Here is a 24,766-nt window from a genome sequence, read left to right as displayed (position 1 = left end):
CTGTGAAACGGGGTGCCGGATATGGACGCATGGAAACGGGAAGTGAAACGAATTCGGCAGGCGACAGGTCTGCCGATCGCGTATCTGAACGTGGCGCAGGAGGACAGCGAGGCCGTCCGCGCCGCACAGGAGCAGGCCGGCTGGGAGATCGTGCAGAGCGGGTCTTCCGCCGGCCGGACCTGGATGGTAGCCATTTGGCCGGCCCAGTGGCCCGATGCCGCACGTGCGCTGCTGACGCTGCTGTTGGCCAAGCCCGAACAGGCCGGCTCCGCCCAGGAACAGGTCACCGCCTGGCTGACGGAAGTGGCGGCCGGCCAGCCCGCTTCCCCGCCCGACGGACTGGAACGGCTCTGGGCGTGGCGGGAGAGGCGCGTCTGCTTCCTGTTGGAATCCTCCCGGAGCGAAGGGCTGTTTGAGCTGCCCGCAGTGCAGCCGCTCCTGCACAATTTTTTCAAAGGAGCCCCCGTCTCGCTGTTTCCGGTCCGTCCGTCCCACCTGCTCCTGGCCGTTCCCGTCTCCGCCCTGGACGGCGGCGATACAGAGGACTGGCTGGAGTGGGCCTTTGGCCTGCACGACCTGATCTCCACCGAGCTGATGGAAAACGTGCGCGTCATTCTCGGACCGGCCGTGGAGACGCCTGCTCTCCTGGGCCAAGCGCTGGCCGACTGCCTCCGCCTCTCCCGCGCCCTGCAGAAATACCGGCCGCGGGTCATGGTCGCGGACAGGCGGCAGTTCCCGCTGGAGCGGTGGGCCGCCTCCCTGCCTTCCGACACCGCCTCCCTGTTGGGCGACAAGCTCTCACGCATGATGCCGGCACCAAAGCTGAGCCGCGAACAGATCGAGACGCTGGAGACCTTGTTTGCCCGGCAGTTGAATGTGAGCGAGGCCGCCCGGCAGTTGTTTCTGCACCGCAATTCCCTGCTCTACCGTCTGGACAAGCTGACGGAAGAGACCGGCCTGGACCCCCGGCAGTTTCCCGATGCCGTGCTGCTGCAGTTGTTTCTCCTGTTTCGGCAACATTGACCAAACAATTCGTACAATTTGACCGTAGAGCCGCCGATTCCCGACTGGTAACATGTGGGTACAGCGATCAGGAACGACAGCTTTGCAACTTTCGGGAAGACGGAGGTGCCGGAGTTGGCAAAAGTAACGCTCCATCACGTGTACAAACGGTACGGCAGCCATGTAACCGCCGTACACGACTTTCACCTGGAGATTGAAGACCGCGAGTTTCTCGTGCTGGTCGGTCCGTCCGGATGCGGCAAATCGACCACGCTGCGGATGATCGCCGGACTGGAGGAAATCTCCGAAGGCGACTTGTACATCGGGGACCGGCGGGTCAATGACGTGGCCCCCAAGGACCGCGACATCGCCATGGTGTTTCAAAGCTACGCCCTCTACCCGCACATGAACGTCTACGAAAACATGGCGTTTGGCCTCAAGCTGCGCAAGTTTTCCAAAGCGGAGATCGACAAGCGCATCCAGGAAGCGGCGCGGATTCTTGACATCGCCCACCTGCTCGACCGCAAGCCAAAGGCGCTCTCCGGCGGCCAGCGGCAGCGCGTCGCCCTGGGACGGGCCATCGTCCGCGAGCCGCAGGTGTTCCTCATGGACGAACCGCTGTCCAACCTGGACGCCAAGCTGCGCGTCCAGATGCGCACGGAAATCCTGAAGCTGCACCAGCGGCTCAACACGACCGTGATTTACGTGACCCACGACCAGACCGAAGCGATGACCATGGGCGACCGCATCGTCGTGATGAAAGACGGCGTCATCCAGCAGGTGGCGACCCCGACCGACATTTACAACCACCCGGTCAACCAGTTTGTGGCCAGCTTTATCGGTTCCCCGGCGATGAACTTCATTACGGGGCGCGTCGCCGAGCAGGACGGCCAGCTTCTCTTCGAAGCCGCCAACCTGCGGGTCCGATTCCCGGAAGACAAGGCGAAGGTTTTGCGGGAGAAAGGGTATGCCGGCAAGCAGGTCACGTTCGGCATCCGCCCGGAAGACATTTACAGCGACAATCAGTTTATCGAAGCCAATCCGTTCGACAGCACCGTCACGGCGGAGGTGGACGTCGTCGAGAACATGGGCTCCGAACTGTTCGTCTACTTTTCCAATGTCGGCGGCACGCAGCTTGTGGCCCGCGTCGACGCCCGCGAAGGCATAAAGCCGCGGATGTCCGTCAAACTGGGCATGGATTTGTCCAAGTGCCACGTGTTTGACAGCGAGACGGAAACGGCTGTATTCTAAACGAATTAAAGAGAAAAAAAAGGGATGTCCCCGCCGGCATTCCCTTTTTCCTGTTTGTGGAGAGGGAGAGATCATGTCATACAAAATTGTGTTTTTTGACATTGACGGGACGCTGCTGAATACCGATCATGCCATCCCCGAAGAGACGCGGAGGGCTGTCCGGCAGTTGAAGGAAAACGGCGTCCGGGTCGCAATCGCCACAGGCCGCGCTCCGTACCATCTGCTGCCGGTTGCCGAGGAACTGGGGATCGACACCTATGTCGGGTTCAACGGCTCGTACGTGGTCGCGGAAGGACGGCTGATCCGCGAGACGCCGCAGGCCAAAGAAACGCTGGCCAACCTGGAAGCGACGGCCCGCGCCAACGGCCACCCGATGGTATTCCTCAGCGCCAATTCCTGTTATGCCAACACCGCCGATCATCCGCACGTAATCGAGTCGTTTCATTCCCTGCGCCTGGCGCCCCCTGACTGTCGTGAGCGCTTCTGGGAGGACGCGTCCATCTACCAGGCGTTTCTCTACTGCAGCGAACAGGAGGAACACCTCTACTTCACCCGGTTTCGTGACGACGTGTCGTTTGTTCGCTGGCACCGCGTCGTACTCGACGTGCTGCCCCCCAACGGCTCCAAGGCGCGCGGGATTGAAGCGGTGCTGCGCCATTACGGACTCAAGCCGGAAGAGGCCGTGGCGTTCGGCGACGGCTTGAACGACAGGGAAATGCTCGCCTACGTCGGCATGGGCGTGGCGATGGGCAACGCTCACGAGCAGTTGAAGCCGCTGGCCAACATGGTGACCCGCCACGTCAATGAAGCGGGCATCCAGTACGGGCTGCGCCAGCTCGGCCTGATCTAGAAGACGAGGAATACTAAGACGAGGAAGCCTGTCAGCTTTTTCCGTCATAATCGCTCCCTCCGTGCGCACGCTATATCTATACAGCATGGAGGGAGTGAGTTTTTTGTGCGAGTCTTACCCCCGATTATCGCAGCGATCGCTCTGGTCGGGCTGGCCGTGATCCCGCTTCGCTGGCACCAGCAGCAGGAAATGAGCGAACCTCACCCCCAGGTTACTTCGCTTTCGGCGAACATTCCGCGGATCAACTACATCGAGCAGGTAAAAGACACGCGGCGCGGGCTGGAAAAGAGCGCCCACATCAAAACCCTGCGCCACAATACACGCGACCGCAGCCACTATGTGGAGCATGAGGTCGTGGTTCGCTTTTCTCCCCGCCCCGATCAAGCCGCCATCCAGAAGCTGCTGGCCTCGGTGGACGGCCGGATCAAGCGGGATTATGGGCAGGCGATGATCATCAAGTCGCGCAGTTTGACCACCCGGCAGTTGATGAAAAAACTGGCGGAGCATCCCGATTCCGTCTACGCGGAACCCAACTACCTGCTGCTGCCCAACCGCCGGCCCAACGACCCCTATTACCGCGAGTACCAATGGAACCTCCCCCTGATTGGCATGGAACAAAGCTGGGACATCAGCCGGGGCTCCAGCGACGTCGTGGTGGCGGTCGTCGACACGGGCATTGATTTGCGCCACCCGGAATTTGCCGGCAAACTGGTGGACGGCTACAACGTGCTGGAAGACAACAACGTCCCCCAGGACGACAACGGTCACGGCACCCACGTCGCCGGGGTGATCGCCGCCAAGACCAACAACGCCGACGGCATCGCCGGCATGTCCTGGAACGGCAAGCTGATGCCGATCAAGGCGATCGGCGCAGACGGGGCCGGCTCCGCATTCGACATCGCCCAAGGGATTTACTGGGCGACCGACCACGGCGCCGACGTGATCAATCTGAGCGTGGGCAACTACACTTCGTCGGCCGCCTTGAAGGAAGCATGCCGCTACGCGTTTGACCACAACGTGGTGCTGGTGGCCGCATCCGGCAACGACGCGACCAACCAGCCCAGCTATCCGGCCGCCTACGAGGAGGTCATGTCCGTCGCCGCCGTCGACCACAACAGACAGCGGGCCGATTTTTCCAACTTCGGGGACTATGTGGATGTGGCCGCGCCCGGCGTCGACATCCCCAGCACCTACATTCACAGCGATTACGCCGCCCTGTCCGGCACCTCCATGGCGTGTCCACACGTAGCGGCGCTGGCTTCGCTCATCCGCTCCGTCAGTCCCCACCTGAAAAACACGGAGGTCATGCAGATTATTCGCCAGTCCTCGGTCGATTTGGGCCCTCCCGGCAAGGACAAGCTGTACGGGTTCGGCATGATCGACGTGAATGCGGCGCTCAGGCAGGTTCAACCGGCAGCCACAGGCCAGGTGAAGCAGCCGGAGACTATCGGCGAACTGCTGCACAAGTTTTTGCTCCGTCTTCGCTTTGGACTGTAAGAACGAGTGATTCCGCAACAGGAGGGGTTCGATGAAAGCGTGCATCGTGTTTGCCCACGAAGGGAACACCAGCTTTGCCCACCAAATCTTGCAGCGCGTCGTCACCGCATGTGAAGCTGCCGGCATCCGTCCCGTTGTCCGCGACCTGTACCGGATCGGGTTTCAGCCGGTCTTTGACGGGGAGGACATGCGCCTGGCCAGTCAAGGCCGGGCCCAGGCGGATGTGGAAGAGGAGCAGGTACTGGTCACCGACGCCGACCTGCTGGTCATGATCTACCCGGTCTGGTGGTGGTCACCGCCCGCCATCCTGAAAGGGTACCTGGACCGCGTCTTTACGGACGGGTTCGCGTTCCGCTACGGCGATGACGGACCGGTCGGCATGCTGAGCGGAAAGCAGGCGCTCGTCTTTACCACCACCCGCCAGTCGGAACAGGAGATGCGCGCCGACGGGTTTGACGAGGTGATCCGCAAGCAGATTGTGGACGGGACGCTGAAGCAGATCGGCTATGACGTGACCTACCGCAACTTTGCCGCCGTTCCGTACGTGAGCGAAGCGGAACGGGCCGCCATGCTGGACGAGGTAGAGGCGCTGGTTCGCCGCATCCGGCAGCCCGTTGGGGTGTAAGCATCGATTAGACAACTGCGCAAAAAAGCCCTCCCGGCAGCGGCACGGTCCGATCGTGCATGTCTGCCTCGGAGGGCTGTTCTCGATTTACGCTTTTTGCATCCGTTTCTTTGTGATGTAGTCCGTTTCGTAGTACTGCAGATCGTCACGCAGCTGCTCAAACACCTTGGACAGGGAAATGGTCAGTTGTTTGAGCTCAGGGGTTACCTCTTTGCGGAAAATAATTGCGTCATGACCGGTGTACGAATAACGTCCGTCTTCGTCGTACACTTCCCCCTTGGGGTAGTAGAAGTTGTTCACACAGGAGTGATACACCTGGTACAGAACCTCTTCGGCAAACTCCTCGTTGAACTTGGCTCGCCGGAGCGCCACACCCAGCCGCTCGTACGCATTTTCGCAGTAGACCAGCAGGTGCCGCAAGTCGGAGAGATAGTCGCGGTAGTAAGCCTCGTACTCCTCCGGATCGCCGGATTGGGCCACAAGCCCCGCCAGTGTCACTTGGTTCAGAAAGCGCTCCAGCTCCATGCTTACCTTCTTCAACTTCGTGTACGTGTCTTCGCACAATTGCTTCAGATGACTCGCTGCCATAGTGTCCCCCTCGCGTTGAAAGAATCCGCCCTTTTCTGAATAGTATAAAGGATAGGTTCTTTACAACACAAGAATTTCTTTTCACCATATCCTGCTATGCGCTTGTCGACTCCGCCTCGGGAAGGGCCGCTTTCCGCGTCTGGAACTGGTAGGCGACGTACGCCGCAAAGAGGCCGAGCAGCGCCATGAACGCCAGGACCGCCAGATCGTGTGTCAGGTAGGACAGGTCGTGTCCCTTGTTCAGGATTTCCCGGACGCCGTTGAGGAAATACGTGAGCGGCAGCGACTTGCCAATAGCCGCAACGGCCGCGGGCATGGACATCAGCGGCCAGGTGTACCCCGACAGCATGAACGACGGCACCGCGATCAGCATGGCGATCTGGGTGGCCTGCAGTTGGTCCTTGGACCAGAACGAGATGGCGAATCCGATCGCCAGCACGGCGAGGTTAAAGGCGGTGCCCACGATCAGCAGATGGGCCGTGCTGCCGTGGTACGGGATCTCAAATCCCTTTAACAATAAAACAAATGTCAGCATCAGATTAAAGGTGGCCACCAGCAGATAAGGCAGCAGCTTGCTCAAGGCAATTGTCCAGAAGCCGTTTTCCCTCAGGGTGGACGACCATGTCCCCGCTTCTTTCTGCTGGGCGACGGAGAGGGCTACGCCCAAAAACAGCACCTGCTGCAGCACCGTTCCGGCCAGACCGAAGACCATGAACGTCAGGTAGCTGAACGTCGGGTTGTACAATACGCGGTAGCGGTAGTCGATCCCCGTGAACAGGTTTTTCCCTTCTTCTCCCCAGCCGCCCTGGGCCTCCAGCTTCTTCAGCGTGACGCCGGCCGAGACCGTCTTGATCACGGTGTTGGCGGCCCGGACCGCGGTGTTGGAAATCAGCATGTTGCTGCCGTCGATGACGGTCAGCACTTCGGCCTCCCGCCCCGCCTTCACGTCTTTCTCCAGATCGGCGGGAATGATCACGGCCATGTGCGCCTGTCCCCGGTCGATCAGGTTCATCGCCTCCGCTTCCGTGCCGACGATGTGGGTGATGCGGAAGGTCTGGTCCACCTCAAAGGCGCGGTACAGCTCGCGGCTCAGTTCCGACTGGTCCGCGTCCACCAGCACGGTGGGAATCTCCATCACCTTTTTTTGGCTGTACAAAAACCCGAACAGGGTCATGTACAGAAGCGGCACCACGAACAGCACCAGGCGGATCGTCTTGTTCGTATAGATGTTGCGCCACTCCTGAAGGAGCAGGCGGGAGAAGTTACTCACCGACACCAGCCCCTTCGACGTTCCACTCGACCGTCAAGCCCGGTCGCAGTTCGGGATCGGTCACCGTCATTTTGACCTGGAAGGAGCGGATGTCCCTGTCGCCCAGTTCCTGGGTCGCTTTCTTCACGGCGAAATCGGCTGCGGGCGCCACGCTGACGATCTTCGCCTCCACGTCGCGGTTCAGCGCCGGCACGTGCAGGGCCGCCTTGTCGCCCACCTTTACCGTGGACAGCGCGTATTCGTCCACGTAAAACTTCACGTAGTTGTCCGTTCTCGCCTGCAGCGTCACAACCGTATAGCCCTGCGCCACCAGCTCCCCTTTTTGCACGGCGACCGACTTGACGATGCCGTCCACCGGTGCAGTCAGCTTGGTGTTTTTCAGGTACGCGTCAATCTCGTCGAGCGCCCCTTTGGCCTGCTGAACGCCCGCTTCCGCCGATCTGACGTCAAGCTGTTTCACACCCACCTGTCCGCGCGACGCCACCGCTTGATTGTAAGCGGCTTTTGCCTGCTCCCACTGCGCCTTGGCCGCTTCCAGCTGCTCCTGGCGCGCTCCGGACTGGGCCATCTTGAGCTGTTCGTTTGTCGCTTTCAGTTCGGCCTCCGCTTGTTCGTACTGCATCTGCGCCTCTTCCACTTTCGCCTGCGGAACGGCTCCGTCGGCAAACAGCTTTTTCATCCGCTCCAACTGGGTGGCGGCGATGTCCTTGGCGGTCTGGGCGGCCTGCAGCTTCGCCTTCAACTGGGCCACTTCTTCGGAGCGCGCCCCGTTCTTGCTGGCCTCGTACTGCGCTTTGGCCGCGTCCACTGCCGCTTTCGCCTGTTCCACCTGCGCGCTTACGGTGCTGTCGGTGATCGCCACGCCTTTTTTCGCCTGTTCCAGACGGACCAGCGCCAGGCGATAGGCGGCCTCCGCCTGTTCCCGTTTCGCCAGCAGTTCGTCGCTGTTCAGCGTGGCCACCAACTGCCCCGCTTTTACCTCGTCACCTTCCTTTACGGCGATCTCGGCAATCGAGCCGCCCATCTTAAACGACAAATCCACCTCGGTTCCCTCGATTACGCCGGTCACCTGCGTTCCACGCTGTCCCGCCACGTTGGCCGCTCCCGGTCCCAGCAAATACGTCCCCAGCACGACAATGCCGGTCAAGAACCCGGCGATTCCGATCCATGCGCGTTTGTTCATGTTCGTTCTCCTCTCCTTCCGATTTGTCTGTTACCTGCGAACGCCTGTGATTTCGTCAGCTCTGAGGCTCACCGCGCAGCACGCCGGCCAAAAGCAGGCGCAGCGTCCGCTCATCCGCTTCCGTCGCCTGCTCCTTGCGGAAGTGCTTGCGCAGCACGGTAATGCCGGCCATGCCGAACAGCGCGGATACCAGCGTCCACACGTCCGCCTCCTCGGCGACATGTCCGGCCTGCTTCAGTTCGGTCCAGTATTTTTCCATCGTGCTGAAATACCCGGCCAGCAGCTTGCCGATCATCTGATCCCGCTGCTCGTCGCCGGTGAAAAAGCTCAGGAGGAGAAGACACAGCTCCCGGTGTTCGGAAAAGAAGCGAAGATGCTCATCCAATACGCCAATCATGCGCTGATCCAGCGGCACATGGCCGCGTTTCATCACGCTGTCCACGGAATCGATCAGCATCTTCACTCCTCTTTCAATCACGTACAGAAACAGTTCCTCCTTGGTGGAAAAGTGGTAGTACAGCGTGCCTTTGGCCACCTGCGCCACCTCGGCAATCGCATCCATCGTGGTGTCGCTGTACCCGTACTGGGCAAAAGCCTTCAGCGCTCCCTGTGCGATCTGATCTTTCTTGGATCGGGCCATCCCTCCCCATCCTCCTTAGTGCGATTTCTGAACTGACCGGTCAGTACAAAAATGAGTGTACGCCTTTTTCCTTTTTTCGTCAAGCCCCCGAAAAAAGGCAGACCGCCCGTCAGGCGGTCCTTTCCCTGCGCCGTATGTCAACATCGTCCCCGGCCTGCGAGCACAGCGCCTCCCCGATGAGGGCAGCCGCCCCGGCCTGCGCGTCATGGTACCGGCCTCCTGCTGCACGGGCCCGCGCGCCGTCAGCGGAACAGCCCGACGTCCGGACCGTCAATGGACGAGGTCAAAGCCTTTTGTCGTGTACCCGATGTCGTTCAACAGTGTCTGGAACTCCTCTTCCCTCGCTGTCTCCCCGCGCGAGATCCGCTCGTGCAGGTCGGCGATTCGCTGGTAGATGGCCTTGTTGGTGGAGACGAACATGACGTTGTAACGGGTCTCCGCCTGCAGCCGGCTGCGCATCTCACTCGCCACCCGCTGCTGGATGTGGTCGGTATGGCCGTTGTCGATCCGTTTCGGCGAGCCGGGTTCGAAGGGGATCGACGGGGTCGGATCGACCTGGTCCGGCTTGGGCGTATCGGCCGTCAGCACGCCAATCAGCAGATTGTCCTTGTACGCCAGCACCTTGATGTCCCGCACGCCGGGTATCCGTTCTGCGCGGCGTTCCAGCAGGGCGATCAGATGGGGCTCGCGGTTGTGGATGTTCTTTTGGTAGATCATCGCCGCCGGTCCCTTGTCCCGTCCGACGTTGTCATTTTTCAGGTTGATGCCGTACGGGTCAAACCGCGCCGGCTGGCCAGCGTAGTCTTCCGTCCCCTGCTGCTTGTTCGGCGTGCAGCCGGCGATTCCCGCGGCCAACCATAGGGCTGCGCACAGCACTCCCACTCGCTTCACGCAAAAACACCTCCTTACACCCTAGTGTGTTGTCTCGGAGGTGTTCTTACTCCGCAGGAGCGTTCCTTATCTTCCCTTTCCGAACGCCACCGCAGGGCAGCCGGGCACACGCAGCCGAGCTTTTCTTACACCTGCCGCTCCGCTTCGGAACGTTTCGACGCCGACGCCTGTCCATCTGCCAGTTTTGAAGAGGGACGCGCAACGTTTCGACGAGATGCGGCGTCAAATAAATGGACGCACGCGTACGGGACAGCAGGCAGCCAGACACTCGGCAGGCTGGGAACCGCAGCGCACTTCCGACCTTTTTCCTCCGCCCAAATACCCATTTTCAAATTGTTGCAAAAATGCAACCAATTACTTCTTCAAAACCGTTACAATGGACTTACAACGACGACATTTCATCGCGAAAGAGGCCGAAGATCCATGAAAAAACTGCTCCCTTTACTCATCCTTGCACTCATTCTCACCATCATTCCTCCCGGCGGCAGTTCCGCCAACACGTCTGTCATTCAATTGGGAAGCGACGTGCTGTTCAATCAATTCCACCACGTGATTGAAGGCAAAAAGGTGGGCCTTGTCACCAACCAGACCGGCGTCAACAGCCAGGGGATCAGCACGATCGACATGCTGCGGCGCGACCGTACCGTCACGCTGACCGCGCTGTACGCCCCCGAACACGGGCTGGATGGAAAAACGCCTGCGGGCCAACACGCCGCCTCTTACACGCATCCCGTCTACGGCATCCCGGTGTACGGCCTGAACGGCTCCGCACCAATGCCCACCAAGGAGATGCTGGCGAACATTGACGTGCTGCTCGTCGACCTGCAGGACATCGGTTCCCGGACCTCTCCCTACATCTCCACGCTCCACGCCTGCATGACCGCGGCCAAACAGTTCGGCAAACCGGTCGTCGTGCTGGACCGGCCCAACCCGGTCGGCGGCACCATCGTGGATGGTCCCGTGCTGGAGGCACCGTACCGTTCGTTCATCGGGGTCGACACCCTGCCGCTGGCGCACGGCATGACCATCGGTGAATTGGCCCTATTCTTCAACCGCAGCATCGGCGTCGATCTGACCGTCATTCCCATGCAGGGGTACACCCGCCAGATGCTGTACCAGGATACCGGGCTGCCCTGGATTCCCAGCTCCCCCCAGATTCCCGACCTGGCCGCCGTTTTCGGCTACATGGCGACCGGCCTGGGCGAAGGAACGGGAATCACGCCGGCCGACAACTTTACCTGGATCGGCGGCGAAGGCATTGACTCCCACGCGTACGCCGACCTGCTGAACGGGGCCCTGCTTCCCGGGGTGGTGTTCCTGCCGGAAGACAAGGGAACGCGCGGCGGGGTGCGCCTGCACATTACCGACCCGTACCGGTTCAATCCGGCGAAGACGGGCATCTACACCCTCGCCTACGCCCGCCAGTTGAACCATTTTCCGGTGCCGAAGAGCGGCCAGACGATCAGCGTGTTTGACAAGGAAATGGGCACCGGGAAAATCGGGCAGTACCTGGAGCAGGGATTGTCGCCGCAGGCGATCGAAAGCACGTACGCCGACGAGCTGGGGGCATTCCGCGAACAGCGGAAAGCGTTTCTCATTTACGGCGATCAGCCGTACCAGCCGGTCGAACCGATCCGCAGCAAGCCGGTTGTGCCCGCTTCGGAGCCGACCTCGAAGCCGCAGCCCGCAGTTACCAAGCCGGCGGCGAATCAACAGGTTCCGGCGATTCACCCGGCGGTCCCGCCGGAAAAACCTGTGCCTTCCGCATCCAAACCGGCAGCATCCGTCACACCGGCGCCAGCCGGCGCTGCGCAGACGGCGAAACCGCCGGCGACGGCCAAACCGTCCGCTCCTTCCGCAGCAGTGCCCGGGGCAAAGCCGGCCGAGAGCAAACAGCCCCAGGAAAAAGTGGCCTATCTCACCTTTGACGACGGCCCTTCGCCAGTTACCGACAAGGTGCTGGACATCCTGAAGCAGCATCAGGTGAAAGCCACCTTTTTCGTGGTCGGCAAAAATGTTCCCGGCCGTGAAGCCGTGCTGAAACGGTCCATCGCCGAAGGACACGTGGTCGGCGGTCACACCTATTCGCACGATTATCGCCTGATCTACAGGGACATCGCGTCCTTCTTTGCCGATCTGGAAAAAGGCAACCAGTTGATTGAACACGCCACGGGCGTCAAGCCGACCGTGTTCCGCTACCCGGGCGGCAGCACCAACACGGTGAGCAGAAAGTACCAAAATCCAAACGTGTACAACAACAGCCACACGGTCATGCAGGACATCAAGGCGGAAGCGGCCAAACGCGGCTATGTCTTCATCGACTGGAACATCACCAACGGAGATGCCCGCAGCAACCACTACACGCCGGAGAGCGCGCTGGCCAATGTGACGAGCCAGGTGAAACACCAGCGGGAAATCGTCGTGCTGATGCATGATGCCTCCACAAAAGCGGCGACGGTCCAATCGCTTCCCGCAGTCATTCAATTCTTGAAGCAGCAGGGCTACCGGTTCGACGTCATTCACGCCGACAAGCCGACAGTCGCCACCGTGAAGTAGCGGCAGCCAACCATCACCAGCTCCCTTTCGGGGGAGTTGGTTTTTTGTTTGGGGCACAATAAGCAAGGAGCCGGACAGCTCCTGCCGGCGTCCGCCAGCAACACGTGAAACGGGAGGAAGATCATGGGAAGCTACAAGTGCTGCCACTGCGAGCATGAAACGGACAGCGTTCACCTGATCACGTTCTTCCAGGGCAAGCAGGAACGCGACGAACTCGTCTGCGACACCTGTTACGCCGATTGGCTGGAAGGGTTGAAGGTAGAGCCGTAAGCCCTCCCGGCGGCGATGGCGAGACCGTCGGGAGGACGTCGACACGTTTTTTCGCCAGCCCCAAGCGCGGCCGCTTGTCCATGACGGCCGCACAAGACACAAAAAAACCCGTTTGACGGCTGTTCACGTCCGTCAAGCGGGCTGTTCCTTTCCCATTTAGGATGACCGTGCCGATTGTCACACCGTATAGGTACGATATGCCGCTTCGCACGGATTCCCCCAAGCGACATGCATCACGCCGTCCTCCGGCACCATGACCAGAGAGGCTACCGTGGTCATCTGCCACTGGGCGGGCTGATTGGGGTCCACGTGCCTGCAGATCGACGTCGGGGTGTTGTCGTGATCCCGCAGGACGTCCATCATCCGCTCCGCCGTAAGCTCGCCGGCCAGATCCGCCAAGCGGGCGGCCATCCGTTCCTTGCGTGCGAAGCTGTCTGGCAGAATCGTCCCGGCCGTGTCCTGCCCCTGGTAGGAATCCGTCAGGTAGCAGTTGGTGTGGTACAGCATGCCGCCGGACGGCTCGATCACCGTATAGCCGTCAAACACGCTCTCAATCCCGCGCAGCCTGCCCGACGCGTCGGCCAGATGAAAGTACCCGATGCCTCTCGCAGCCTGACAGAGCAGGGAAAACGCCTCCTCAAAGGACGACTGCCGCATCACTTTGGGCAGGTAGCAGCCAATCGGCAGGTGGATGCGGAATCCGTCGGGCGCGGTAAACAACGAATTGGCCGACATGCCGTACCCGGACGAATTGAGCGAATACTCCACGAACCCGCCCAGCGACACGGAGAGGACGCGCACGCCGTTCTCGTACTCCATCTTCACGATGTCCAGCGGGACGTGAGGGAACCAGTCGATGTTTTGCCCCAGGATGGTCTTTCCCTCCCTCGTCCTGTCACCCGCGACGGCAAACGAGGTGCACAGTCCGCGCAGCTTCTGATAGTACACCCCCAGTTCCAGGATACAGCGCAGCGTGAACATCTCCCGCCAGTCGCACCCGACCGCTTCTGCCGTCCCTTTCACCTGCTCGAGATAATCCGGGTCAAACGCCTGTACGTTGGGGATGTACTTTTCCGCTTGGGCCATGACGTCTTCCTTTGTGGTGCGGTACCCGTTGGTCAGCACCCGGAAGATGAAGTCCAGCGAGCTTCGCAGGTTTTCCCTGCACGCCTCGCCGTACTGGCGCCCGATCTCGCGAAACGATCCCCTGCATTCCACCACGGTCCCCGTATTCATCCGACTCACACCTCTCCCTCCTGTTTTGCCGCTTGTCCGCCGATCCCGTTCCAGAAATGATGCCACACCCGTTCGATCTTGGCCGCACCCAGTTCGGGATTGATCAGATAGGCCAGCAGCAGGCCTTCGCGCAGCGAGCGAAACGACAGCTCCAGCTCATGCAGCCCATCCGCCTTGATGATCCCTTCGTTCACCCCGTCCGCCAATGTCTGGCGCAGCCGTTCGGCAAACGGCCGCTCCGTCTCCAGCAGTTCGGCCCAGAGCTGCTCCTTCAGATGGGCAGGGGGATAAAGCAGTACCCGGTTCCACAGCATCGAAGATTCCGGCTGCCCGGCAAAGACCCGGATGTATCCCGCAAACATGGCGGACAGGCGTTCCTGGACGCTCTTTCCCCGGACGCGATCCCACAGGGCGTCCATTTCTTCCCGGTATTCCTGCGCGAGCTGCCGGAACACGGCGAGGAACAACTCGTCTTTTCCCGCGAAATACGTATAGATGGCAGGCTTTTTGATGCCCACCCCTTCGGCTATGTCGTTCATCGCCGTCGCCTCGTACCCCCGCTCGGCAAACAGGGAACGGGCGAGGTTCGTGATTTTGTCCACGGTTCGAATGGTCATGACCTCCCCCTTACTTACCGGTCGGTAAGGAAAGGATACCACACATTTCCATTGGCAGTCAATGGAAGTCAATCCGGAAAACAATCTGCACCACCCCAAAACACCCCGAGCATCTGCTCGCCCGGGGTGTTTAATGTGCGCAAACGCGGCTGCCCCTGCCTGCGTGCTAGGGAACGACCTGATTTTCATCTTCCGCCGCCAGCGATTGGTAACGGAGACGCAGCTCCCGTTTCAGAATCTTGCCGCTCGGATTGCGCGGCAGGCTGTCGGTGATAACCGCGTATTTGGGCGCCTTGAACGAGGACAGCCGCTCCCGGCAGAACGTCAGGATTTCCTCCGCGGTCAGCGTCTCGCCCGCTTTCGGCACCACCACCGCCGTGACCGCTTCGATCCAATAGGGGTGCGGGACGCCAATCACCGCTGCCTCCGACACTTTCGGATGGCGGTAGATCAGTTCCTCCACTTCCCGGCTGGCGACGTTTTCCCCGCCGGATTTGATCATGTCTTTTTTGCGGTCCACGACGGTGATGTACCCCTCCTCGTCCATGATGCCGAGGTCGCCGCTGTGAAACCAGCCCTGTCGAAACGCCTCCCGCGTTTTTTCCTCGTCGCGGAAGTAGCCGAGCATCGCGTGGCTCGTCCGATGCACGATTTCCCCCACCGTCCCCGGAGGAACCTCGCGTCCGCTGTCGTCGACGATTTTCGTTTCCACGTTGAGCGCCGGTCTCCCGGCAGAACCGGCCTTGCGCAGTTGGTCCTCCGGCTTCAGAACGGTTGCCAGGGGAGCCACTTCCGTCTGTCCGTAAAAGTTGTAAAACCGTGCGTTGGGCAGCCTCACGTTCAGTTCCTTGAGAATTTCCACCGGCATGATCGCCGCGCCGTAATAGCATTTTTTGAGGGAGGAGAGATCCCGTTCGGCAAACGACGGGGAACGCAGCAGCGCAATCCAGACGGTCGGCGGGCAGAACAACTGGGTGGCCCGGAACGCCTCCACCGTCTCCAGCATCACGTCCGGCACGGCCTGTTCCAGAATGATCCCGCTCGCCCCCAGGTACACGTACGGACCGAGGAAGCAGTGAAGCTGTGCGCTGTGAAACAGCGGCAGCGCGTGTACCGCAATGTCGTCTGCCGTCATGCCGCCGTCAATGATCGTGCTGACGTATTCGGCAATCACGTTTGCATGGGTGAGCATGACGCCTTTTGGCTTTGATTCCGTGCCGCTGGTGTAGAGGATGTGAACAACGTCGTCGTCCGCCAGATCCACTTCCGGCTCCGTCGTCTCGCAGTCCCGAATCCATTCGCGAAACGGCAGCCATGCCCCCGTCGGAACGGCCGGTTTGGAGATGAGACAGCGCAGCAGCGGCGAACAGCCGGACAGCCGGATCGCCTCGTCCGCCACCGCCCGATACTCCGGTGAGGCAAAACAGGCGCTCACCTCGGCATGGCCGAGAATATACGCCACGTCATCGGTGTTCAGCATGTAGTTGATCGGCACCATCACCACCCCCGCCTTGGCCAGGGCAAAGTTGAGGATGGCAAAATCCATGGAGTTGCGTGACAGGACTGCTGCCCGCTCCCCTTTGCGCAGTCCCGCCGCCAGCAGCGCGTTTGCCGCCTGATTCACCACCTTGTCCAACTGTTCGTAGGTAAGTGTCTCTTCTTCGAAACGCAGCGCCGGTTTGTGCGGAAAACGGCCCCTGCTGCGGCGCAGCAAATCCCCCAGCGTGTTACGCCTCGCCCGTTGCATGTCACTCATGATACCGACTCCTCCTTGCCCGTTTCTTTTATTATATCCAAAAAATTCTGTATAGTATGTAAATTACAAAACATTTCCCGGGCAAACCAAAACCCGGGAAGACAAAAAAAGTCCCTGACCAAGCAAGTCAAGGAGAAGAACTCAAGGTTATGGGTTGTTTTCTATATCATAGTATAGAGAGTAGTATATATTCAACCAGCATATTATTCCAATCAATATATGGAAAACGAACGCTCTTCTGCTCGGGCAGATGCTGGTCACAATCCCTGCCCGCTGAATTTTGCAAAAAAGAGCGGCGGCTCGATCTGCAGTAGTAAGCCGCCGCAGGCCCCCAAGAAACACGGGTGCTTCGTCTATAGGATATATCAATGAGTACATACGAATCGATAGCAAATGGATGGATGGCGATGAAAACTTTGGCTCATTCCCAGGAAAACGTCTCCGGTTGTTTCGCCCGGCTCTCCACGCTGCAGCCTCACCTGGTACAGGTGACGTGGGAAATGGCACAACCGGCGTCGGAAAATGTGCCGACCGGCCGCAAGAGCGTACAGCCGCTCCGCTTTCTCCTGCCGTATTCCCTACCGCCGGATGCGGGAGATTGCGCGACGGTGCTGTTCACAGCGTCCACCTCCTGCTGGCACATGCGTGATGTTCTTGACCTGCCCGGCCCTTATTCCTGCACGATCGGGGTCGGCTCCACAATGGACAGCGGGACTCCATGCATGCCGAAAATTTGCCGGACGCGTACGTACAGGTGTACCGGAAGGTCCGGGAACAGGAAGGCGACTTCCCCGCTCGGCAGCGAAGTGATCATGCGCGGGATGGATCGCTTGTTCAGTTCGCGGCGGATGGCTGCCGCTTTGCGCCATGAGACGGCGAAATAAAACGTGGGGGTAATGGGTTCAGCATTCACTCTCAAAACACGCTCCTTTCAGGCCTCCTTACATATATCGGCGAAAATGTCCAAAATGATAATTGTAAACTATTACCAAATGTTTGGAGCCGTATGGCAGGCAGCAACCGCCGCCTGATCCCCAGGCAAACCATGCGCGGGGGCAGCGAAAGGACGAAATCGCCCGCGAGTTTGGCGTCACGCTTGGCCCGGACACGCCAAGCCGCCTGAACGGTTCGGTCGGCGGCGCGATCACAAATCGTCTCGTCAGACTGGCGAAGCCGCAATATGGGTCGCTTCAACATGAAAAAGCGCCCGCCTGCGGCCGAAACCGATCAGGGGCGCTTCCTCGTGGGCACCGTTCAGGGGGCTTGTTATTCGGTTGTACGACTTGCCTGGCCGAACCGCGATAGCGCAAACGGAGCAATGTCCTGTTCCGTTTCTTCTTTGGTCACCAGATCGGCAAGGATTTCTCCCACGACGCTGGCAAATTTGAACCCGTGTCCGGAAAAGCCTCCCGCCAGGTAGACATGGCGATGCTCCGGGTGCCGGTCGATGATAAAGTGTTCGTCCGGCGTCATCTCGTATTTGCATGCCGTTCCCCGAAGGAGGCGGCCCGCTGCAAGCGGCATGTACGTTTCCAGCGCGCGGCGGAGATCCTCTTCATCCTGGCGATCATGACCGAACGGTTCGAACGGATCTCCCGGTTTCCACGGCTGCCCCGCGTCGTGCCGACCGATTTTGACACCGGAGCCCCGGATGCTGGGGAACCCATAGTATCCCCCTGCTGCATCATGGAGGGTAAAGCCCGGGAACCGTTCGGCGTCGAACAGGGTGTCATCCGCCTCGAACCAGGCCACGGCTTTTCGCACCGCCCGGATCGGCAGCGCAATCAGACGATCGGCCGTGCTGAACCACGCCCCCAGACTCAGGATCAGCTTATCAGCCGTAAAATCTCCGGCTTTTGTATATACCGTAACGCCGCCGCTTTCCACTTTGATCTCTCTCACCGGGGTAAAGGGCAGCAGGACCGCACCGTGGGCCAGCGCCTGCCGCCGGTACGCCAGCACGCACGCGTCGCTCAGCAGGCAGCCCGCTTCCCGTTCGTACAACCCGCGAAAGGAGTCGGGAATCACGAGCCCCTGCCAGCGTTTTCTGATCTCATCCGCGTCCAGCCATTCAACCGCGAGGCCGAAATCGGCGGCCCGTTTTCGTTTGTCATCCAGCGACGGGACCCCTTCCGCACCGAGATTCAGGACACCGCAGCGAATCAGCAAGGTTTCTCCGCTGGCTTCTTCCAACTCGCGCCAAAGCTGATCGGCACGTATCGCCATGTTCGTATACGTGTGACTGCCCGTATAGGCATGCCGGATGAGCCTCGTTTCACCATGATGGCTGCCGTTGGTGTGGGGCGGATCGAACGAATCAATCAGCAGCGTCTTCACCCCCCGTTGAGCCAGATAGCAGCCGGCGCTCATCCCCATCGAACCTGCTCCTACGACTATCACGTCATATGACAGAATGGGCGTTCGCCCTCCTTTCTGCGTTGTCTTCCCTCCACGCATGGGAGATGCGGCTCAAAAATTGCCGGACCCGCTCGCTGCGGGACTGCGCAAAGACGTGCGCCGGGGTCCCCCTTTCCAGAATCCGGCCCTGATCCAGAAAGATGACCTGGTCCGCCACTTCACGGGCAAAGTGCATTTCGTGGGTCACGACAACCTGGGTCATCCCTTCGCCGGCAAGCTCCTTCATGACGTTCAATACCTCTCCGACCAGTTCGGGATCCAGGGCGGACGTTGGTTCGTCGTACAAAAGGATGTCAGGGTCCAGCGCCAACGCCCTGGCGATCCCCACCCGCTGCTGCTGGCCGCCGGAGAGCTGATCCGGATACTTGTCGACAAAACGGCGCAATCCCACTTTTTCCAGCAGATGCTCCGCCTTCTTTCTGGCGTCCGCCTTGTTCTGCTTGCGAACGATGACCAAGCCTTCCATCACGTTTTCCAGGACGCTCATGTGCGGAAACAGGTGATGGCCTTGAAAAACCATGCCGGTTTTCTGCCGGAACGCACGCACGGTTTTGGCGTCGAGAAGCTGCTGGGGACCAAACTGAAAGGTGTACGCCCCCAACTGCAGACTCCCCTCGGACGGCACCTCCAACAGATTCATGCAGTTCAGCAGGGTGGATTTGCCCGAACCCGACGGCCCGATGATGATGGTGGTGGTTCCTCTGTGCACGTCCAGATCGATTCCGTTCAGCACAACCGTATGGCCGTATGCCTTGTGCAGATTGCGGATGGTCAGCATGACGGAAGCCTCCTTTGCCGTTTACATCGCATGCTTTCCGAACTTCTTTTCCAACTGTGTTTGCCCCAGCGACAGCAGGGAGCAGAAAAAGAGATAAAACAGCGCGGCGATGACGTAGACCGTCATGGGTTCAAACGTGGAGGCGGCCACCAGTTTGGCTGCCCCGAAGAGATCCGCGATGGTGATCAGCGTGACGAGCGACGTGGATTTGAACAACCCGATAAACGCGTTCCCCAGCGGCGGAACGGAGACGCGCGCCGCCTGGGGCAGGATAATCCGGCGAAGCACCTGCGCGTAGCTCATGCCGATGGATTCCCCCGCCCGCCACTGTCCCTTGGGGATGGACAAAATGGCTGCCCGGAGAATCTCCGAATTGTAGGCGGCTTCATTCAGGCTGAAAATCAGGATCGCCGTCGGAAACGGTTCAACGACCACGCCGATGTTCGGAAGACCGTAAAACACGATAAACATTTGCACCAGAATCGGCGTGCCGCGAATGATCCAGACGAAAAAGCGGGCAGGCTTGTTGAAGAGCGAATAATCCGACAGGTTGGCGAGGGCCACGAGAACCGCCAGCACCAGGCCGATGGCAAACGAAATCAGGCTGATCGGGATCGTGTACAGCAGCGTCCCGTGGAGGATGGGCCCGATGGATTGCTGGGCGGCATCCAGCATGTGCTGCAGACGCTCATTCGTCATTTCCTGTCACCCGATACATCCGTTCCAAACCACTTTTCGGAGAGTTTCAGGTACGTTCCGTCGGCTTTCATGTCCTTGACAGCCTGATCAATGGCCGCCGCCAGCTCCGGATTCCCTTTTTTCACCGGGATGGAAATCGTCATCGGTTCCTCCTGTCTGGCGGCCACTCGGATTGCGACGTCAGGCCTGCTTTTTTGCAGGGTCAGGAAGTGCAGGTTGTCATTCATGATCACGTCGACGCGCCTGCTCTTCAAGAGTTCCAAGGCGTCCCCCTCCGCCTGGATCAAGGTAGCGCCATGCTCCAGGGCCACTTTGCCGTAGATGCTCGTCGGCGAAGAATTGACTTTTTTCCCCTTCAGATCGTCATAGCTGTTGATCGACGTGTCATCCGCCAGTGTGATCAGGACCGGATACGGCCGCTCGTACGGTTCCGTAAAGTCATACTTTTTCTCTCGCTCAGGTGTGACGGCAATCTGGCACATGATGAAATGGAAACGCCCCGAATCGAGGCCCCCCAGCAATCCATCCCAACTGGCCACCTCCCATTTCGCCTTTACGCCCAGCCGCTTCGCCACTTCCTCCGCAATGTCGATCTCGAATCCGGTCAGCTTGCCTTCCTTGTCGTAGTAATTGTAGGGCGGATAGGTTCCCAGCGTGCCGATGACAATTTCGCCGTTTGCTTTGATCTGGTCGAGCAGGTTTTGCCCACCGGAACCTGCGGCACTGCCAGCGGCGTTCGATGCGGGGCTTGTGGAAGCGCACCCGGACAGGACTGCCGCCCATACGCCCCATATGAAAATCAGGGCCATTGCTGCTTGTTTCATACCGTCCCTTCCCCCTAGTCGGACTGCTGGTGCCGGTTCACAGGATGACCGTCTCTTTTACCCGCAACCGGTAGCTTTTCACGAGGGTCTCTCCGTTCCAAAAATCCTTGTCGCACGACCGCTCAAATCCCAACCGCTCATACAGGCGGATGGCCGATTCCATCATGTCTGTCGTATGCAAGTAAAGCGTGGAGGACCCCAGTTGAAGGGAGCGCCTGGCGCTTTCGGCAATGAGCGCCGTCGCCACCCCTCGCCCTCTGGCTTTCGGCAAAACGGACAGGAAACGGATGATCGGCGCGTGTATACCGATCTCCGGCAGCCCATACGCCGCTTCGGAAGACGTGTAAAGCTGCACGCAGCCGACCATTTCCCCGTCCATTTCAGCGACAAGCCGGGCTGCCGGACCATCCCCCTCCACGGACCTGCGCATCTCTTCCTGGTACTTCTCCCATTTGGCCGCAGACAGCAGCCTTTCGTACTCCTTGTACGCCTCCAGCATGAGCTGTTGAAACGCTTCCCGGTCATGACTGTCCGCTTCGCGAATCCGTATTTCAGTTGCGCGTGCCATACCGATCATGCCTGCCTTTCTTCCCGATCGATTTCATCTTGTCAAAGCGCTTATATACATTAAATCCTATAGGGGAAATGAGGATTGTGGTAATCGAGGATTTCGATGCGTGGATTGAAATATTTGATCGTTCACGATGGAACAGAGCGGCAGGCAGGGGAAGCGATTCTGTTCGGTGGTGTCCCGTGTATCATCAGCACATCATTCATCGGGTGTTAGACACCTGCATTTGGCTTTTGGACTTGTGCAGTGTATGTACATCCTTTTGAAACGCAAAAAAGCAGATGGGTATGTACCATCTGCTGAACGGCTGCAAAACCGCCACTCCTTCGCGATGAAGGAAAGACGCTCTTTTACCGGTCTTTTTCTCATGTATACCGATCTGCCGTCACAATCATGATGTACCCGATGTTCCCCGGGCTGCCTTCGAGGTCCTCTACCACGCGTACAGCATATACGCCGTCAATCCCGGCAAAATCGAGGAAATGGGTCCCTCCGCTTTCCGGCTCCAATCCGTCCCGTACCGTCAGCCCCGCCGCTCTCATCGCCTTGATCGCGTCGTCCGGGAACGTGAACGCTTCCTTCGGCTTAACCTCGATCCGCACCGCCTTGCCCTTGATAAAGATGACCTTCACCTCACCGATCTCAGCCGCGTAGACATGGCGGGTAAACGTCGTCTTCTCCTCCGGCCGGTGCAGTGTCCACTCTCCGGTTTCTGTCTTGATGGGCGTACCGAGCAGTGCTTCTACAGCGGTTTCTGATTGGTTTACGATGTCCATCATGTTGAAGAGGACGTCCTGCTCCGGCGGTGTTTCCGGTTCCGGTACTGCCTCGGGTGTAGACGCTGGCTCCGGTTGGGATTGCGCGAAACCGACAACCACCGCCACACTTACGTTATCGGTGGGGTCCTCTGGCTTCTCTATTCCGTATTTTTTCGCAATCTCCGCTTTCTGCGCCTCCGTTGGCTTCGCCGAAGCTGTCGGTTGCTGTGCAGACTCCGCCGGTGACGTTGCGGTAGCGGGCGACTCCGCCGGCGGCGTTGTGGTAGCGGGCGACTCCGCCGGCGGCGTTGTGGTAGCGGGCGCTTCCGCTCTGGGATCGCTGCATCCTGCCACTAACGCGAGGATGGCGATCATGTACAAGGTCCGTTTCATAGCGCACAACCTTCCGTTATTACCCTCATAACGCCTACTTGAGCTCCTCTTTCGGTTTCACCGCAATCCTGGCAGCCTTCCCCTCAATAAACATAACATCAATCTTCGCTATATCGATAACATATACGTTGTGTATATAAGGGGTATTTTGCCCTTTCCTTGTTCTCCATTCCCCTTTTTTTGTCTCCGTTGGCTCCCCGAGGAGCGCGTTTACCTCAGACTCCGATTGATCCTCGATTGACTTGCCATCGAAAAGAACTTCTGATGCCGCAAATGGAAACCATTCGTTATTCGATGGCTCCTCCATTTTATTCAAATTGTATCTTTTCTCTATGGCTGCCATTCGTTCCTCTTTCGTTAATTCTGACTTTACTGCCGTATTTGTAGCGAAAGTGACTTCGTTATTTTCTGTTGTTGGATCGCTGCATCCCACAAGAACTGCGGTCGCTGCGAACATGGATAACATCCGTTTCATTCCGTTCCCTTTCCGTTTTTCCCCAATTATACCACATTGATAGGCATCCCGTTCCACCGATAATATCTCGCACCCGCGCGAACAATTTTGGTGGCAAATCCGGGAACTTTATCGCGATTTCTCCGGTCGGTAACGAAGTGACTACGTAAGCTATCGGCTTTTGCTGGTTGAGCTTTTCCGCACATCTCGGCGGCCTCTCGTCAAATCAGTGTGTACGCACCAATCTCAGTCGAGCCAAGTGTACATACATGCTTCAGAGAATGAAACCGTTACAACCTTTACACGTGATGGAAACCAGATTTTCGATATCAAGGGTAACTATTGGAGATGTCAGAATTGTGCTTTCTGATTTGCCTGTTCGACAGCATGCATTCGTGAGGGAACTGTTCGGAGAGAAGGGAAGAAGTTTTGTCAAAAATGATCTATTTTCGAAGAACGGTTATGAATTTTTCTAGTCTTATACAAAATGAGCGACATATTGTTTAATGAAAATATCAGTCACAACGTAAGTCAAGAAAACCCATGCAATATATATTACAGAGTCAAGTACAATCGCCTTTTTCCCTCGTGTGGCTCGATAGGTAAACATGGACGTAACAATCCAAGCTACGATTAATACACCAATAATATGATAAGATATGTAACTTATATAATAAGGCAATGTATATCCAAGAGCGTGTGAATCAGCGAGCATATACACAAACACTCCTCCAAGAAAAATGTATGCCCCTGACAACGTATACGCAAGCAGGCATTTCACCATCGGATTCATTTGCCGCTCTCCTCTCGATATTGTGCGCCCACCCGTTTGTGGACGAGTGGACGCTCTTTTACTATTTAGAACCAACTATGGTTGTGATACCAGTTTGAGCCTTAATATTTCCTATATAGGTTAAATATGATACATTTGCGTCTTTCTGTGTAGCAGAAACTATCCCATAGATATTTAGGTTGCTAGTGACTTTGCTATCAGGAGCACCCACAGGAGACCCACTATCACCTTGTACGACTGGAATGCTTACTTTTTTTTGTGCTGTCAAATATCCTCCCCAAGCCAATACACTTGCATTGGTTTCTTTCACCCAACCACACATCTGCTTATCTGATTGCCCAAGTGATGCGCAAACCCCCATACCTTCCCAATCGCTGATCTGTTCCCCAATGATTTTGTAGCCATTTGCATTATAGTCATTTCCAGATGTAGTTAAAATTGATGGAGTTGTTAGACTAGAACTTACCTTAACCAGAGACACATCAACAGAACCGCCCCAATCAAAAATCTTTTTCTCTACTGTACCGATAAAATTATCATTCTTGTAGCTCTGATTTACTTTTTGACCTACGTCAGAAGCACAATGACCAGCAGAAACTAGATAGTGATTTCCTTTTTTATCCTTTGCGGAAAATCCGTTTGTGCAAAACCCGGTACCTTCAAAATTTATTTGAACAGCACCGGAAACAGGCCTTACTTTAATAGAGGCTCGATCAATGGCTGTCTCTGCTCGTTCAGTTTTAACAAAGCGAAAAAGTTCCTCATCAAGCTGTTCATTGTTAAGCGACCTTTTTAGTGACTTTGATTGCAACTCACTGAAGATCTGATCTTTTGCTTTTTCCTCAT

General features: G+C 58.2%; 27 protein-coding genes and 1 pseudogene. 8 read left to right on the top strand and 20 right to left on the bottom strand.

Translation table 11 applies throughout. The features are described 5' to 3' along the window. Positions 1-21: 21 nt before the first annotated feature. The 5 genes from M516_RS0111605 to M516_RS0111585 all read left to right on the top strand — a co-directional run bounded on the left by M516_RS0111605 (position 22) and on the right by M516_RS0111585 (position 5,225). On the top strand, positions 22-1,023 hold the full coding sequence (locus M516_RS0111605) for a PucR family transcriptional regulator (protein ID WP_029099260.1): 1,002 nt from the start codon (positions 22-24) through the stop codon (positions 1,021-1,023). A gap of 114 nt (positions 1,024-1,137) precedes the next feature. Next, complete coding sequence (locus tag M516_RS0111600) at positions 1,138-2,253, top strand: ABC transporter ATP-binding protein (RefSeq protein WP_029099259.1); 1,116 nt, start codon at positions 1,138-1,140, stop codon at positions 2,251-2,253. 73 nt (positions 2,254-2,326) lie between these two features. After that, positions 2,327-3,103 carry a Cof-type HAD-IIB family hydrolase gene (locus M516_RS0111595; RefSeq protein WP_029099258.1) on the top strand — a complete coding sequence of 259 codons (777 nt, stop codon included), beginning with the start codon at positions 2,327-2,329 and terminating at the stop codon, positions 3,101-3,103. Between the two features lie 105 nt (positions 3,104-3,208). Continuing rightward, complete coding sequence (locus tag M516_RS0111590; protein ID WP_029099257.1) at positions 3,209-4,600, top strand: S8 family peptidase; 1,392 nt, start codon at positions 3,209-3,211, stop codon at positions 4,598-4,600. Positions 4,601-4,631: 31 nt separating this feature from the next. Continuing rightward, positions 4,632-5,225 carry an NAD(P)H-dependent oxidoreductase gene (locus M516_RS0111585; protein WP_029099256.1) on the top strand — a complete coding sequence of 198 codons (594 nt, stop codon included), beginning with the start codon at positions 4,632-4,634 and terminating at the stop codon, positions 5,223-5,225. Positions 5,226-5,312: 87 nt separating this feature from the next. On the opposite strand, the gene M516_RS0111580 is transcribed toward M516_RS0111585, so the two are convergent. From M516_RS0111580 to M516_RS0111560, 5 genes are all read right to left on the bottom strand, one after another. Next, positions 5,313-5,813 (bottom strand): DUF3907 family protein, encoded by a 501-nt coding sequence (locus tag M516_RS0111580; protein WP_029099255.1) that lies wholly within the window; start codon positions 5,811-5,813, stop codon positions 5,313-5,315. A gap of 94 nt (positions 5,814-5,907) precedes the next feature. Next, positions 5,908-7,083: an ABC transporter permease gene (locus M516_RS0111575; protein WP_029099254.1), complete on the bottom strand. Its 1,176-nt coding sequence runs from the start codon at positions 7,081-7,083 to the stop codon at positions 5,908-5,910. Continuing rightward, positions 7,076-8,266, bottom strand: a complete 1,191-nt coding sequence (locus M516_RS0111570) for an HlyD family secretion protein (protein ID WP_029099253.1) — start codon at positions 8,264-8,266, stop codon at positions 7,076-7,078. Before M516_RS0111570 ends, M516_RS0111575 begins: the two co-directional genes overlap by 8 nt. 55 nt (positions 8,267-8,321) lie before the next feature. Beyond that, positions 8,322-8,906: a TetR/AcrR family transcriptional regulator gene (locus tag M516_RS0111565; RefSeq protein ID WP_029099252.1), complete on the bottom strand. Its 585-nt coding sequence runs from the start codon at positions 8,904-8,906 to the stop codon at positions 8,322-8,324. A gap of 270 nt (positions 8,907-9,176) precedes the next feature. Beyond that, positions 9,177-9,797 carry a YhcN/YlaJ family sporulation lipoprotein gene (locus M516_RS0111560; protein ID WP_029099251.1) on the bottom strand — a complete coding sequence of 207 codons (621 nt, stop codon included), beginning with the start codon at positions 9,795-9,797 and terminating at the stop codon, positions 9,177-9,179. 423 nt (positions 9,798-10,220) lie between these two features. On the opposite strand from M516_RS0111560, the gene M516_RS0111555 reads away from it, so the two are divergent. Both M516_RS0111555 and M516_RS25600 read left to right on the top strand, forming a co-directional pair. Beyond that, positions 10,221-12,353 carry an exo-beta-N-acetylmuramidase NamZ domain-containing protein gene (locus M516_RS0111555; RefSeq protein ID WP_029099250.1) on the top strand — a complete coding sequence of 711 codons (2,133 nt, stop codon included), beginning with the start codon at positions 10,221-10,223 and terminating at the stop codon, positions 12,351-12,353. A gap of 123 nt (positions 12,354-12,476) precedes the next feature. After that, the gene (locus tag M516_RS25600) at positions 12,477-12,623 is read left to right on the top strand and encodes a hypothetical protein (protein ID WP_162836752.1); all 147 of its coding nucleotides are present in this window, start codon (positions 12,477-12,479) and stop codon (positions 12,621-12,623) included. Between the two features lie 177 nt (positions 12,624-12,800). On the opposite strand, the gene M516_RS0111545 is transcribed toward M516_RS25600, so the two are convergent. The 5 genes from M516_RS0111545 to M516_RS23355 all read right to left on the bottom strand — a co-directional run bounded on the left by M516_RS0111545 (position 12,801) and on the right by M516_RS23355 (position 17,145). Next, positions 12,801-13,859 carry a C45 family autoproteolytic acyltransferase/hydrolase gene (locus M516_RS0111545; protein ID WP_238550979.1) on the bottom strand — a complete coding sequence of 353 codons (1,059 nt, stop codon included), beginning with the start codon at positions 13,857-13,859 and terminating at the stop codon, positions 12,801-12,803. 5 nt (positions 13,860-13,864) lie between these two features. Continuing rightward, complete coding sequence (locus M516_RS0111540; protein WP_029099248.1) at positions 13,865-14,476, bottom strand: TetR/AcrR family transcriptional regulator; 612 nt, start codon at positions 14,474-14,476, stop codon at positions 13,865-13,867. A 166-nt stretch (positions 14,477-14,642) separates the two neighbouring features. Then, positions 14,643-16,232 (bottom strand): acyl-CoA synthetase, encoded by a 1,590-nt coding sequence (locus tag M516_RS0111535; protein ID WP_029099247.1) that lies wholly within the window; start codon positions 16,230-16,232, stop codon positions 14,643-14,645. A 475-nt stretch (positions 16,233-16,707) separates the two neighbouring features. After that, positions 16,708-16,851: a hypothetical protein gene (locus M516_RS25595; RefSeq protein WP_193746972.1), complete on the bottom strand. Its 144-nt coding sequence runs from the start codon at positions 16,849-16,851 to the stop codon at positions 16,708-16,710. Between the two features lie 51 nt (positions 16,852-16,902). Continuing rightward, positions 16,903-17,145, bottom strand: coding sequence for a hypothetical protein (locus tag M516_RS23355; protein ID WP_035289631.1), 243 nt, complete (start codon positions 17,143-17,145; stop codon positions 16,903-16,905). Between the two features lie 83 nt (positions 17,146-17,228). Between M516_RS23355 and M516_RS25975 the strand changes: the two are divergent. Next, positions 17,229-17,411 (top strand): annotated as a pseudogene (locus M516_RS25975) (small, acid-soluble spore protein, alpha/beta type); the annotation flags it as partial. An 87-nt stretch (positions 17,412-17,498) separates the two neighbouring features. On the opposite strand, the gene solA reads toward M516_RS25975, so the two are convergent. The 10 genes from solA to M516_RS25210 all read right to left on the bottom strand — a co-directional run. Continuing rightward, on the bottom strand, positions 17,499-18,689 hold the full coding sequence (gene solA, locus M516_RS0111525) for an N-methyl-L-tryptophan oxidase (protein WP_051188202.1): 1,191 nt from the start codon (positions 18,687-18,689) through the stop codon (positions 17,499-17,501). Further along, positions 18,634-19,428, bottom strand: coding sequence for an amino acid ABC transporter ATP-binding protein (locus M516_RS23350; protein ID WP_051188201.1), 795 nt, complete (start codon positions 19,426-19,428; stop codon positions 18,634-18,636). The genes solA and M516_RS23350 overlap by 56 nt, the downstream gene beginning before the upstream one ends. Before the next feature lie 21 nt (positions 19,429-19,449). Further along, on the bottom strand, positions 19,450-20,127 hold the full coding sequence (locus M516_RS0111515) for an amino acid ABC transporter permease (RefSeq protein ID WP_029099245.1): 678 nt from the start codon (positions 20,125-20,127) through the stop codon (positions 19,450-19,452). Beyond that, on the bottom strand, positions 20,124-20,951 hold the full coding sequence (locus tag M516_RS0111510; RefSeq protein WP_029099244.1) for a transporter substrate-binding domain-containing protein: 828 nt from the start codon (positions 20,949-20,951) through the stop codon (positions 20,124-20,126). Before M516_RS0111510 ends, M516_RS0111515 begins: the two co-directional genes overlap by 4 nt. A 37-nt stretch (positions 20,952-20,988) precedes the next feature. Further along, complete coding sequence (locus M516_RS0111505; RefSeq protein WP_029099243.1) at positions 20,989-21,519, bottom strand: GNAT family N-acetyltransferase; 531 nt, start codon at positions 21,517-21,519, stop codon at positions 20,989-20,991. A 368-nt stretch (positions 21,520-21,887) separates the two neighbouring features. Continuing rightward, the gene (locus M516_RS25590) at positions 21,888-22,301 is read right to left on the bottom strand and encodes a hypothetical protein (RefSeq protein WP_193746971.1); all 414 of its coding nucleotides are present in this window, start codon (positions 22,299-22,301) and stop codon (positions 21,888-21,890) included. A 112-nt stretch (positions 22,302-22,413) separates the two neighbouring features. Further along, complete coding sequence (locus M516_RS23345; protein ID WP_193746970.1) at positions 22,414-22,626, bottom strand: hypothetical protein; 213 nt, start codon at positions 22,624-22,626, stop codon at positions 22,414-22,416. Positions 22,627-22,707: 81 nt separating this feature from the next. Beyond that, on the bottom strand, positions 22,708-23,205 hold the full coding sequence (locus tag M516_RS0111495; RefSeq protein ID WP_193746969.1) for a hypothetical protein: 498 nt from the start codon (positions 23,203-23,205) through the stop codon (positions 22,708-22,710). A 400-nt stretch (positions 23,206-23,605) separates the two neighbouring features. Continuing rightward, on the bottom strand, positions 23,606-23,920 hold the full coding sequence (locus M516_RS0111490) for a hypothetical protein (protein ID WP_029099241.1): 315 nt from the start codon (positions 23,918-23,920) through the stop codon (positions 23,606-23,608). A 61-nt stretch (positions 23,921-23,981) separates the two neighbouring features. Continuing rightward, positions 23,982-24,766: S1 family peptidase (locus tag M516_RS25210; protein WP_202960936.1), on the bottom strand; the 785-nt coding region annotated here is incomplete at its 5' end.

Origin of the sequence: Brevibacillus thermoruber 423, assembly GCF_000454065.1 — a bacterium.
GTDB classification, from domain to species: domain Bacteria; phylum Bacillota; class Bacilli; order Brevibacillales; family Brevibacillaceae; genus Brevibacillus; species Brevibacillus thermoruber.
The sequence above is the reverse complement of the archived record's forward strand: the minus strand, read 5'-3'. Positions and strand labels throughout refer to the sequence as shown.

What these genes read in the sequence shown, in the direction of transcription:
- M516_RS0111605 (WP_029099260.1), top strand. Translation starts at nt 22, where the DNA reads ATGGACGCATGGAAACGGGAAGTGAAACGAATTCGGCAGGCGACAGGT.
- M516_RS0111595 (WP_029099258.1), top strand. Translation starts at nt 2,327, where the DNA reads ATGTCATACAAAATTGTGTTTTTTGACATTGACGGGACGCTGCTGAAT.
- M516_RS0111585 (WP_029099256.1), top strand. Translation starts at nt 4,632, where the DNA reads ATGAAAGCGTGCATCGTGTTTGCCCACGAAGGGAACACCAGCTTTGCC.
- M516_RS0111580 (WP_029099255.1), bottom strand. Translation starts at nt 5,813, where the DNA reads ATGGCAGCGAGTCATCTGAAGCAATTGTGCGAAGACACGTACACGAAG.
- M516_RS0111570 (WP_029099253.1), bottom strand. Translation starts at nt 8,266, where the DNA reads ATGAACAAACGCGCATGGATCGGAATCGCCGGGTTCTTGACCGGCATT.
- M516_RS0111565 (WP_029099252.1), bottom strand. Translation starts at nt 8,906, where the DNA reads ATGGCCCGATCCAAGAAAGATCAGATCGCACAGGGAGCGCTGAAGGCT.
- M516_RS0111555 (WP_029099250.1), top strand. Translation starts at nt 10,221, where the DNA reads ATGAAAAAACTGCTCCCTTTACTCATCCTTGCACTCATTCTCACCATC.
- M516_RS25600 (WP_162836752.1), top strand. Translation starts at nt 12,477, where the DNA reads ATGGGAAGCTACAAGTGCTGCCACTGCGAGCATGAAACGGACAGCGTT.
- M516_RS0111545 (WP_238550979.1), bottom strand. Translation starts at nt 13,859, where the DNA reads ATGAATACGGGGACCGTGGTGGAATGCAGGGGATCGTTTCGCGAGATC.
- M516_RS0111540 (WP_029099248.1), bottom strand. Translation starts at nt 14,476, where the DNA reads ATGACCATTCGAACCGTGGACAAAATCACGAACCTCGCCCGTTCCCTG.
- M516_RS0111535 (WP_029099247.1), bottom strand. Translation starts at nt 16,232, where the DNA reads ATGAGTGACATGCAACGGGCGAGGCGTAACACGCTGGGGGATTTGCTG.
- solA (WP_051188202.1), bottom strand. Translation starts at nt 18,689, where the DNA reads ATGCGTGGAGGGAAGACAACGCAGAAAGGAGGGCGAACGCCCATTCTG.
- M516_RS23350 (WP_051188201.1), bottom strand. Translation starts at nt 19,428, where the DNA reads ATGCTGACCATCCGCAATCTGCACAAGGCATACGGCCATACGGTTGTG.
- M516_RS0111515 (WP_029099245.1), bottom strand. Translation starts at nt 20,127, where the DNA reads ATGACGAATGAGCGTCTGCAGCACATGCTGGATGCCGCCCAGCAATCC.
- M516_RS0111510 (WP_029099244.1), bottom strand. Translation starts at nt 20,951, where the DNA reads ATGAAACAAGCAGCAATGGCCCTGATTTTCATATGGGGCGTATGGGCG.
- M516_RS0111505 (WP_029099243.1), bottom strand. Translation starts at nt 21,519, where the DNA reads ATGGCACGCGCAACTGAAATACGGATTCGCGAAGCGGACAGTCATGAC.
- M516_RS25590 (WP_193746971.1), bottom strand. Translation starts at nt 22,301, where the DNA reads ATGATGGACATCGTAAACCAATCAGAAACCGCTGTAGAAGCACTGCTC.
- M516_RS23345 (WP_193746970.1), bottom strand. Translation starts at nt 22,626, where the DNA reads ATGCAGCGATCCCAGAGCGGAAGCGCCCGCTACCACAACGCCGCCGGC.
- M516_RS0111490 (WP_029099241.1), bottom strand. Translation starts at nt 23,920, where the DNA reads ATGAATCCGATGGTGAAATGCCTGCTTGCGTATACGTTGTCAGGGGCA.